Annotated in this window: 10 protein-coding genes; 2 read left to right on the top strand and 8 right to left on the bottom strand. The window is 64.3% G+C overall.

Annotated elements, in window-relative coordinates; genetic code table 11:
- The first annotated feature begins 10 nt into the window (after positions 1–10).
- Both DEIPE_RS18680 and DEIPE_RS18675 read left to right on the top strand, forming a co-directional pair.
- The gene (locus tag DEIPE_RS18680; RefSeq protein WP_015237545.1) at positions 11–2,251 is read left to right on the top strand and encodes a RelA/SpoT family protein; all 2,241 of its coding nucleotides are present in this window, start codon (positions 11–13) and stop codon (positions 2,249–2,251) included.
- Between the two features lie 93 nt (positions 2,252–2,344).
- Positions 2,345–3,310 carry a tetratricopeptide repeat protein gene (locus DEIPE_RS18675; protein WP_015237544.1) on the top strand — a complete coding sequence of 322 codons (966 nt, stop codon included), beginning with the start codon at positions 2,345–2,347 and terminating at the stop codon, positions 3,308–3,310.
- A gap of 155 nt (positions 3,311–3,465) precedes the next feature.
- On the opposite strand, the gene DEIPE_RS18670 is transcribed toward DEIPE_RS18675, so the two are convergent.
- The 8 genes from DEIPE_RS18670 to DEIPE_RS18635 form a co-directional block, all read right to left on the bottom strand.
- Entirely contained in the window at positions 3,466–3,861 is a 396-nt protein-coding gene (locus DEIPE_RS18670) for a thiol-disulfide oxidoreductase DCC family protein (RefSeq protein WP_217218454.1), read from the bottom strand.
- Between the two features lie 102 nt (positions 3,862–3,963).
- Positions 3,964–4,356 (bottom strand): 30S ribosomal protein S9, encoded by a 393-nt coding sequence (rpsI, locus tag DEIPE_RS18665; RefSeq protein ID WP_015237542.1) that lies wholly within the window; start codon positions 4,354–4,356, stop codon positions 3,964–3,966.
- A complete protein-coding gene (rplM, locus tag DEIPE_RS18660; protein ID WP_015237541.1) occupies positions 4,356–4,781 on the bottom strand; it encodes a 50S ribosomal protein L13 in 426 nt (141 codons plus the stop codon). The genes rpsI and rplM overlap by 1 nt, the downstream gene beginning before the upstream one ends.
- Before the next feature lie 242 nt (positions 4,782–5,023).
- Complete coding sequence (gene aroQ, locus DEIPE_RS18655; protein WP_015237540.1) at positions 5,024–5,461, bottom strand: type II 3-dehydroquinate dehydratase; 438 nt, start codon at positions 5,459–5,461, stop codon at positions 5,024–5,026.
- A gap of 3 nt (positions 5,462–5,464) precedes the next feature.
- Complete coding sequence (gene aroB, locus DEIPE_RS18650; RefSeq protein WP_015237539.1) at positions 5,465–6,517, bottom strand: 3-dehydroquinate synthase; 1,053 nt, start codon at positions 6,515–6,517, stop codon at positions 5,465–5,467.
- On the bottom strand, positions 6,504–7,118 hold the full coding sequence (locus tag DEIPE_RS18645) for a shikimate kinase (protein ID WP_157448935.1): 615 nt from the start codon (positions 7,116–7,118) through the stop codon (positions 6,504–6,506). Before DEIPE_RS18645 ends, aroB begins: the two co-directional genes overlap by 14 nt.
- 209 nt (positions 7,119–7,327) lie before the next feature.
- Entirely contained in the window at positions 7,328–8,476 is a 1,149-nt protein-coding gene (aroC, locus tag DEIPE_RS18640; protein ID WP_015237537.1) for a chorismate synthase, read from the bottom strand.
- Positions 8,477–8,572: 96 nt separating this feature from the next.
- Positions 8,573–10,474: a secretin N-terminal domain-containing protein gene (locus tag DEIPE_RS18635; RefSeq protein WP_015237536.1), complete on the bottom strand. Its 1,902-nt coding sequence runs from the start codon at positions 10,472–10,474 to the stop codon at positions 8,573–8,575.

The following is a 10,474-nucleotide window of genomic DNA, read 5'->3' as shown; positions in this document are numbered from 1 at the left end:
CGAGCAGCTGATGTCGACGCTCTCTGACCGCTCTCCCGAAGACCAGGACCGAGTCGCGCGCGCCTACCATTTTGCCGAGCGCGCACACGACGGCGTGCTTCGCAAGAGCGGCGAGCCGTACATCACCCATCCCGTGACCGTCGCCCAGATTCTGGCCGACCTGGGTATGGACACCGACGGGGTGATCGCCGGGCTGCTGCACGATACGGTCGAAGACACCGACGTGACCTTCGAGCAGGTCGAGCAGGACTTCGGTGTGGTCGTCCGGCGCATCGTGGAAGGCGAGACCAAGGTCAGCAAGCTCACCAAGATGTCCTCGAACCTGCACGACGAGCAGAGCGAGAACCTGCGCCAGATGCTGATCGCCATGACCGGGGACATCCGGGTGATCATCGTGAAGCTGGCTGACCGACTGCACAACATGCGCACCCTCGCCAGCATGCCGGCGCACAAGCAGCAGCGGATTGCCCGCGAAACCCTGGAGATTTTCGCGCCGCTTGCTCACCGCCTTGGTATCGGGCAGATCAAGTGGGAACTCGAGGACCTGAGCTTCAAGTACCTCGACCCAGACGCGTACGAGTCGCTGGAGCGGCGCCTGCGCACCCGTCAAAGCGAACGCGAGCGTCACATCGTGGGCGCGCTGGAGCAACTGCGTGCCACGCTGGAAGAGGACGTGGAACTGCCCGAGTGGGTTGCATCGACGGATATCACCGGCCGTGGCAAGCATCTCTATTCGATTCACAACAAGATGCGCAAGGAAGGCAAGTCGCTTGAGCAGATTTTCGACCTTCTGGCCGTGCGGGTCATTCTGCGGCCCAAACCGGTCGAGGCACCACCTGGAAAAGCCAAGGAACGGGCCGAGGACGCCCGTGAAAAGCGCGTGTGTTACCACGCGCTGGGTCTGGTGCACTCGATGTGGACGCCGATCCCGGGCCGTTTCAAGGATTACATCGCGGTGCCCAAACCCAACGGGTACCAGAGCCTACACACCACGGTGATCTCGACGGCAGGGCAGCCCATCGAGGTGCAGATCCGCTCACAGCGCATGCACGAGGTGGCCGAGTTCGGTATTGCCGCGCACTGGATGTACAAGCAGGGCGGCAAACTCGACGAGCGTAGCCGCGAGAACTGGCTGGTGCAGTTGAGACAGTTGCAGCTGGACATCACCGATGCCTCCGACTTTGTGGACGCGGTGAAAAGCGACCTGCTGTCCGGGCGGGTTTTTGTCTTCACTCCCAAAGGTGACACGGTGAATTTGCCGCAGGGTTCAACGCCCGTGGACTTTGCCTACCACATCCACTCGCGCATCGGGGATACCACCGTGGGCGCGCGCATCAACGGCAGCATCGTTCCGCTGGGCTACCAGCTCAAGAACGGCGACATGGTCGAGATCATCTCCAGCCGGAATTCCAGCGGTCCCAGTCACGACTGGCTGAACTTTGCCGTGACGCGCAGTGCCCGCGCCAAGATCCGGCATTTCTTTCGCGCCAAGGAGCGCCAGGAAGCGATGCAGAGCGGCCACGATACGCTGGAGCGCTACCTGCGCAAACGTCAGCTGCCGGTGCGCCAGCTGATGCGCACCAAGCTGCTCGAGGACGCCACCGAGAAGCTGCTGGGCACCCGCAATCCCGACGATCTGTATCTCGCCATCCAGGCCGGCAAACTGGCCAGCTCGCAGGCTGCGAAAGTGCTCGCGCCTCAGCTCGAGCAGGAGCAGCAGACGCCGAAGCCTCGTCCCGTTCAGAAAGTCGAGCCCGGCGGCGTGTACGTCGAGGGCATGAGTGCCCCCACCAAAATTGCCAACTGCTGTCACCCGATTCGGGGCGACCACATCATGGGGTACATCACCCGCGGTCGCGGGGTGTCCATTCACCGCATCGACTGCCCCAACATGGTTCGGTTGCTCAAAGAAGAATCCGACCGCTGTGTCAGCGCGTCATGGGATCCCGGGACGCGCGGAAATTCCATTGTGGATCTCGATGTCGTGGCGACCGACCGCCCGGGCCTGCTGGCCGACGTGCTGGCGGTCGTGGCCGAGCAGAAGCGCAGCCCCATGCGCATTGAAGCCGGGGTGGCGGCGGCGGGTACTGCCCACATCTACCTGCGTCTGACCGTGGGTGACCAGACCGATCTCAGCTTCCTGGCCGACGCGATTCGGCGCGTTCAGGACGTTCAGGATGTCATGAGGGCGGGCGTGAGGGGCGGCAAACGGGTGCCCGCGGCTCCCCGCGCCGTGTCGGGCGATGATTGAGCGGGCCGGGCGGTCGGGAGCTTTCCGTCGCGCCCGTGCAGACCGCTGCTGTGCCCGGCGGTACCCTATCCTGAGCCCCGAAGGACGTGCCCTGTGAACCTGACCGTGCTTCCCGACATCGGTGACCTGCTGCGCCTCTCGCCTCAATACAATTCGGCAACCCTGGTGGAGCTCCTGAACGGGTGGGCGGCGAGGTCGGTGTACTGGATCAGCGCCGCCGATCCCGAGCATCCGGCGCGCGACGCCTTTGGCGCTGCCGGGATAGAGATACATGACCTGACTTCCGATTGGCGCTGGGCCGAGGACGAGGCCACGCTCTTTCCCGAGTTTCTGAGTCAGTATCCGCAGGGCCGTGAGCGTTTGCGCGCCGCAGCCCGGCTCGACGAAACGTTGCGCGCCGCCCTGAGCGTCCCAATGACCGCTCAACGGGTGACCAGTCCGGAACTGCTGGGAATCGTAGGCGAGTATCATGCGGGCCGGCGTGAAGTGCTGGGAGAGGGCCCGGGCAACGCGCACCGTGGGCGACGACTGTCCGGTCTGCGGGGACAGCTCGCAGGTCTTCAGGGAGTCGTCTTTGCCTCGCTGGATGACGTGCCCGATTTGCTGGATATTGCGCGTCTGCCGGATGTCTCGGCGTTCGCTCCCGGCGAGCGTTCGCGCGTGCGGGCGCTGGCCGACCGGGCCCTGCGTCTGGAAGAGGGCGACGACCTGGAGGCCCTGGTCGCCGCGCTGCTGCGTGAAGGCGGTGACATGATCACGCCCAAAGCCGAACTGCAATATGCTGCCGCCAACATCTATCTCGCGGTGGGCGATCTTGCCAGTGCCCGCGATCTGTTGGAAGGAGCTGCGCACGCGGTGGTGGACCATCCGCGGTCACTGCCCGGACTGGTGCTGGCCCGACTGGGTCAGGTGCGTGACGCGTTGGGCGAGCGTGAAGCAGCCCGGCGCGCTTATCAGGCGGCCCTGGCGTTGTCGTTCATACCCCAGGTGGCGCGCGAGACGGCCGAGCAAGGCCTTCGGGCGCCGTTCGAGCTGGAGCCGGATTCCCCGCCGCTCTGATCGGCTCCCCGAAGGCATTACGGAGTGCGCTCTGCGGCGAATCTTTCGCGCAGTCCGTGTGTTGCTCTTTTTCGCTCTTCGAAGGATACCCTGTCGCCTGGGCAGGTCTGGCTTTGCACGCGGAGACATTCCGGTACGCACGGAGTGTTTCGGGATCAGTCATTCAGGAAACGGTCATGCCAGTTCGCCTCGGGTACGAGACAGCGCTCGGTGCGGCCAAAGATCCGGTAGCGATGGGCCGCGACCAGTCGGTAGACAGCATCGCGGAGCGGGCGTGGAATGACCCTCAGCCCCCAAGCCAGCCGCCAGGGAAAGGGAAGTCGGCGCGCGAGGTGCACCACCGCGTCGCTTTCCTGGTAAGCCTGCCCGTGGTCGATCAGCACGACGCTGTGCAGGTCAGCTGCCACGCCATGGCAAGCGAGCAGTTCCCGGCCGACGCGTGACTGCAGCGAGGCAAAGCGCAATTCACCCCGCACGTCGCGGCGCAGCAGAAACTGCACGCTGGCGTGGCAGAGGTTACAGACGCCGTCGAACAGCACTACCGCTTTCACGCTGACAGTGTAGTGTTTCACGCGGCTGGTCGTTGCTGGAACTGCCTCCATACCGCGAGAAGCGCGCCCGGCTTGCCGGGCGCGCTTCTGTACAGACGAGCTCTAGCGCTTGCTGAACTGCGGAGCGCGGCGGGCCTTCTTGAGGCCGTACTTCTTGCTTTCGACTTCGCGGGGATCGCGGGTCAGCAGGCCGCGCGGCTTGAGCTGCGCGCGGTAGTCGGGGTTGACTTTCAGCAGGGCGCGCGACAGGCCCAGCTTGATCGCATCAGCCTGACCGGTGGGGCCGCCGCCCGACACGGTGATGTAGGCATCAAAGCGGCCCTGCGTGCCGGTTTCCCGGAACGCCTGCAGCGCGTGAACTGCACGCAGGATTCCCCGGAAGTACTGCTGGAATTCTTTGCCGTTCACGACGATCTTGCCTTCGCCGGGCTTCAGGAATACGCGGGCGATCGCAGCTTTGCGGCGGCCGGTTCCGTAGTATTGTTCAGTCGCCATCACTTGACCTCGAGTCTCTGGGGCTGTTGGGCGGTGTGGGGGTGCTGCTCACCGGCGTAGACTTTCAGACGGGTGTGCAGGGTGCGGCCAAGGCGGCCTTTGGGCAGCATGCCGAACACGGCGTGCTCGATAACGCGCTCGGGGTGCTTGGCAAGGGCCACACGCGCCGTTTCGGTCTTGAGCCCGCCCTGGTAACCGGTGTAGCGGGTGTACACTTTGGTATCCAGTTTGCCACCGGTCAGGACGACCTTGTCGGCGTTGAGGACCACCACGTAGTCACCCTGGGCAATGTTCGGGGTGAAGTCGGGGCGGTGCTTGCCGCGAATGCGCGAAGCGATCAGCGTCGCGAGGCGACCCAGTGGAATGCCTGCGGCATCCACCAGAATCCAGTTCTGTTCTGTTTCCTTGGGTACGTAGGTTTTCACCGTTCGTCTCCGAAATGTTTGGATTTCGGCGCTTTGTCGCGGCTTCGGGGTCGGGGAACCCTGCGTCGCGCGTCCCGGTGCCATTCCGGCGGTCTCGGCTCTACCAAGCGCAAAACACTAGGAGCGAGTCTATCAGAGGACGGCAGCGGAACTCAAGCGCCTGGGCAGCAGGCTTTCTGCTTTCCCGCGACGCTGCGAACCCAGCATTTCCCGTGCGGCAGAAGGGTGACGGCATTGGCCGATCAGTTCTGGTTGCTCACCTCAACCAGGTACTCCATCGCGAGGCGGTAGCCGACAAAGCCCAGCCCGGAGATTTTGCCGCGGCATACCCCGGCGGTGACCGAGACGTGCCGAAAGGATTCACGGGCGTCCACGTTGGAAATGTGCACTTCCACCACGGGCAGATCCTGCCCGGAGATGGCGTCGCGCAGCGCGTAACTGTAATGCGTCAGGGCGCCGGGATTGATGACGATGGCGCGAAAGCCCGCTCCGGCGGCTTCGTGAATCCATTCGATCAGGTTGCCCTCGTGATTGCTCTGGCGGCACGTGACGGTGACCCCGAGGTCCGCTCCCCAGGACTCGCAGGCGTTTTCCAGGTCTTCGAGCGTTTCGCGGCCATACACGGCCGGTTCGCGGCTTCCCAGCAAATTGAGGTTCGGCCCATTCAGGACGAGGATCATGGCTTATTGAACCACGGCGCGCATCTGTGCGCGCCACAGATTGAAGACGTCGCGCAGCTGATCCTCTCCGAGGCGCTCCAGATAAGGTTGACCGATGCGGCGCAGCAGCACGAAGCGCATTCCCGATCGGTCAGCCTTTTTGTCACGGGCGATAAACGGCTCAAGGTGTTCCCAGGTGAGGTGCTCCGGCAACCGGGAAGGCTTCAGATAGCTCAGAAAGCGTGAAGTGAGGGGAGTCAGGTCCTCGCCGCCCTGCGCCCGCGACAGCAGGGCCGCGAAGTGCATGCCATAACCGACCGCTTCGCCGTGCGAGAGCGCGTGCCGGGTCACCGCTTCGAGTGCGTGCGCCAGGGTATGCCCGAAATTCAGAAAGGCCCGCTCACCTTGTTCGGTCGGATCACGCACGACCACGTCGACCTTGACCTGCACCGCGTCGGCCACCACCTCGGCGAGGTTGGACGCGGACGCACCAAAGCCAGGCGCCAGCACCTGCTCGCACAGTGCACCCGAGGTCAGCAGGCCGTGCTTGAAGACCTCGGACGCACCTTCCCGAAAGATGTGCTCAGGAAGGCTCTCCAGGGTATCCACGTCACACCAGACACCCCGCGGATTCCAGAAGGCACCCACGAGATTCTTGCCCTCAGGCAGATTGAGGCCCGTTTTGCCTCCCACCGCGGCGTCCACCTGGGCCAGCAGGGTGGTCGGGAGCGTATAGAAGGCGACGCCCCGCAGGTAAGACGCGGCCACGAAGCCGGCCAGGTCGGTCGTGGCGCCGCCCCCCAGTCCGATCACGGCCGCGTCGCGCGCCAGCGCGGCCCCCGCCAGCCGTGAAAGCAGTGTGCCGTACACGTCGAGCGTCTTGCACGCATCACCAGAGGGCACCGCAAGATTCAACTCCGTCTGAAGGCGCCTTCGGACGTGCTCGACGAGGCTGCCGGGCAGGCCCTCGTCGTAAATGAGCACGCGCCGGCTTTCCGGCATGTCCACGGCCGAAAGTAACCCCCGGCCTACCGTAATGGTATAAGGAACGCTGGCCTGAACGTCAATCCGCTTCATGCCCGCCTTGCAGCTGCGTTATCCCGGGGGTGTGCTCGTGGCCGTCCTCGGCCTCGTCTTGCTGCCAGTGCCAGAGTTTCCCGACGATTTCGTCCACCACCTCGCTCGAAGCCCGTCCGTCGCTGCTGACGTGAATGGTACCTTCGCGGTAGGCGCCTTCACGTTCGGCCATCAGGCCGCGAATGCGTTCGAGCGGCTGCTCGGTTTTCAGCAGCGGCCGGTCGGTGTGCTGTGTGCGTTTCAGAATGGTTTCCGGCGAGGCCCACAACACCACTACCGGTCCGCGTGCCAGCAGCGTCTGCCGGTTTTCCGGGGCAACAAAAGCGCCGCCGCCCAGGCTCACGACGGCGTAGTCGAGCCGAACCACGCGCCGAACCACTTCCCGCTCGAAAGCCCGAAAGCGCGCCTCGCCTTCCTGCGCGAAGAGTTCGGGCACCGGACGACCCGCGACCCGCGCGATCAGTTTGTCGGTATCGACAAAGTGCAACGCCAGGGCCCGCGACAGTTCCCACCCGATCCGGCTCTTGCCCGTTCCCATGAACCCTGCCAGGGCCACCCAGCTTACGGGACGCTCGATCAGGGAAGGGGAGGGGCCAGTCATGATGCTGCAGTCTAGACGAATCGGCGCATCATCGCTCGGTGCCTGTGACCGCTGCGAAACCCGGCCGACGGACTCGAACGGTTCGAGCGTCAGGCCAAGCCGCTCGGAGAACTGTGACAGGGCCATCACGGTGCGTTCACTTGCGAAAGGGACAACCGGGCCCACTCGCGAGACACGAAAACAGGGAGGGTGCCGTCGTGTGCGTGCATTCAGTAAGTCTCGGCAAAGGCGCGCGCCGTCCGTACTCGCTCTTGCAGTTCTGGCAGGGTATCGCCACCGAACTTTTCCATCACGGCATCGGCCAGCACCCACGCGATGACGGATTGCAGGACGATGCCGGCTGCAGGCACCGCCGTCGTGTCCGAGCGTTCGCGTGCAGCGTCGGCAGCTTCATGGGTCACCACATCGACGGTCGGCAGCGGCTTCATCAGGGTGGCAATGGGCTTCATGGCCGCGCGCACCACGAGGTCTTCGCCATTGGTCATGCCGCCCTCCAGGCCACCGGCGCCGTTGGTGTCACGCGAGTAGCGCTGCTCGCGCATGAAGACGGCGTCGTGAACGGCACTGCCCGGTCTGCGGGCGGCGTCGAACCCCAACCCGATCTCCACGCCCTTGATGGCCTGCACACTCATGACAGCGCCCGCAATGCGTCCGTCGAGCTTGCGGTCCCAGTGAACGTGACTGCCCAGTCCAACGGGAAGCCCCCGAAAGCGCATTTCCAGCACGCCGCCCAGCGTGTCACCTTCGGCCTTGGCCCGGTCGATCCGCTCGATCATCCGCTCGGTGGCTTGCGGGTCGAGACAGCGCAGCGGACTGTCGGCAATACCTGGAGCGAGGCTCCATTCGAAGGGCACCTCGCTGGCAATCTCTCCCAGCGACAGCACATGACTGACACCCTCGATGCCCAGTTCGCCCAGCAGCTTCAGCGCCACGGCGCCCACCGCGACACGCGCGGCGGTTTCACGGGCCGAGGCACGCTCCAGCACGTCCCGCAGGTCCTTGTGGCGGTATTTGATGCCCCCGGCCAGGTCGGCATGACCGGGGCGCGCCGCCGTCAGGGCCTTCTTGCGCGGCTCGCCGCCGGGCTCTGGCGACATGATCTCGGTCCAGTTGCGCCAGTCGCGGTTCTCGACAGCCAGCGTCACGGGCGCCCCGGAAGTGCGTCCGGCACGAACGCCGGACAGAAACTGCACTTCATCACGTTCGATGACCATGCGCCGCCCACGCCCGTACCCGCCTTGCCGCAAAGCCAGCCAGGGATCGATGTCTGCTTTGGTCAGCGGCAGCCCCGACGGCAGCCCCTCGATGATGGCCGTCAACTGCGGCCCGTGCGACTCACCGGCTGTTAGGAACCTCATGCAGCGAACTGTAGCAAAGCCCGGCCCGGGCGCAAGAGGGCTTGATTGAACGAGAACGGGGCGCGCCGACTCGGCGCGCCCCGCTGAATATCCGCTTTACTGAACGACGTTGCCCGTGATGACGATCAGGAGCTGCGTCTGGTCCTTGCGGGTCGAGGTCCGCGAGAACAGGTTGCCGATGATCGGAATCGACGACAGGAACGGAATGCCTTCCTTGGTGCTGCGCTCCGTGTTGCTGAGCAGGCCGCCCAGCATGACCGTCTGACCACTTTTGAAGGTCACGGTCGTGTTGGCCTCACGGTTGGTGAACTGCAGGACGTTGGGAATCGAGGTGGCAGTAATGGCCGTCTGCAGGTCGCTGACGTTGCTGCGCACACCGATGGTGATCGAACCGTCGCTGGCCACCTGCGGATTGATGAAGTCGAGAATGACGCCATAGTCGATCTGCTTGGTGATGTTGCCCGACGCGCTGGGGATGTTGACTTCCAGGCGTCCGCCCGACTTGATGGTTGCTGCCGCGTTGGCACTCGACGATTCGGTGGTTCCCTGGTTCCCCTGGCGGCGTTGTCCACTTTGCAAGGTCACGCTGCCGTCATAGATGCTTTTTGACATGCCCTGCGTTTCCAGCGCGGTCAGGGTGGCGCCGAGGTTCAGGCCGGTAAAGCTCTTGGTGCTGTCAAACAACGCGGTGAGTGCTCCACCGATGATGTTGGTGGTAAAGGCGCCCAGGCCCGCCGACCAGTCGATGCCCAGGTTGCGCGCGGCCGATTCGGTGATTTCCTGAATGCGGACTTGCACGTTGATCTGCGGTACCGCCTTGTCAAGCAGGGGGACCAGCTCGGCGATCTGGTCGACTTGTGCCTGGGTGCCCCGCACGATCAGGCTGTTGGTACGCTGGTCGGCGATGATGGAGGCTCCGGTAGACGCGGCCGAGGACTCTGCTGGCGTGGGCTGGGTGGTCTCGGAGGTCGCGGTGGTCGTACCTGCTGCTGCGCCTGTCTGCGTTCCCAGGGCCCGCTTCAGCGTGCCTTCCAGCGTTTCCTTCAGTTCGGTGGCCTGGGCGTTGCTGAGCGTAAAGGTGCGCTGCACGACGGGGGGGGCGCTCTGAACGACGATTTGCTTATCGACTTGGTTCAGCAGGGCGAGGGCGGCGTCGAGCTGGTTGCTGGGTCCGGTCAGCACCAGTTGGCCTGTCCGTCCCACCGGTGTCACGCGCAGGTTGGGATACTGCGTGCCAAGCAGCGTGGCGATTTCCGGCGCTGAGCCCTTGACCGTGTACACCCGCTGCACAACCGGGTTGGTGCTCTCGGCGTTGCCGAGAGTGTCGGCCTTGTCGACTTCCAGCGCGAGACGCTCGACTTCGGCAATTTCCTTGTTGGTGCCGCGTATGATCAGGCTGTTGGTGCGGGTATCGGCAATAATTCGCAGCGAGGCGGAATCGAGCTTGACGTCCATCAGCGTTCGGGTAACGCCGACGACGTTGCCCTGTGCGTCTTTCTGCTGCACTTCGTTGTATTGGGGTGTTCCAAAAAACAGCTTGACCTGGTTGACCGCGTCTGCCGCGTTGGCGTTGCTCAACTTGATGATTTTCTGGACGGGTGAGCTGCTGACCCGCAGCACAAGCTGCTCGCCTACCTTCACCGTGTCGTAGCTGAGACCGTAGACGTCCATCAGAAGCGGCCAGACCTGGTTGAAGGGTTTGCCGGTAAAGCTGTAGACGACCGGCTTTCCTCCCTGCGGTGCGGCAGCGGTGCCCGTGGCACTTTGCGGTGTGGTTGCGCTGGCACCCACTGTGGGCAACGCATCCACGTTGGTGTCGAGCACCAGTTCGTAGCCGGCGGTTTTGGCCACGGCGGCAAGCAGTGAGGAGAGTGGTCCGCCGTAACGGCCCATCTCCAGGGTCACGGGTGCGGCCGAAAGCCGGGTGTCAACGCTGCTCTGGGCGCCGGCGATACCGAGCGTCAGCGTCAATGCGAGGATCAGGGATCGTTTAATCAT

The organism is Deinococcus peraridilitoris DSM 19664, from assembly GCF_000317835.1.
Classification (GTDB): Bacteria; Deinococcota; Deinococci; order Deinococcales; family Deinococcaceae; genus Deinococcus_A; species Deinococcus_A peraridilitoris.
Note: the sequence above shows the minus strand (reverse complement) of the source record. Positions and strands in the feature narration are given on the sequence as shown.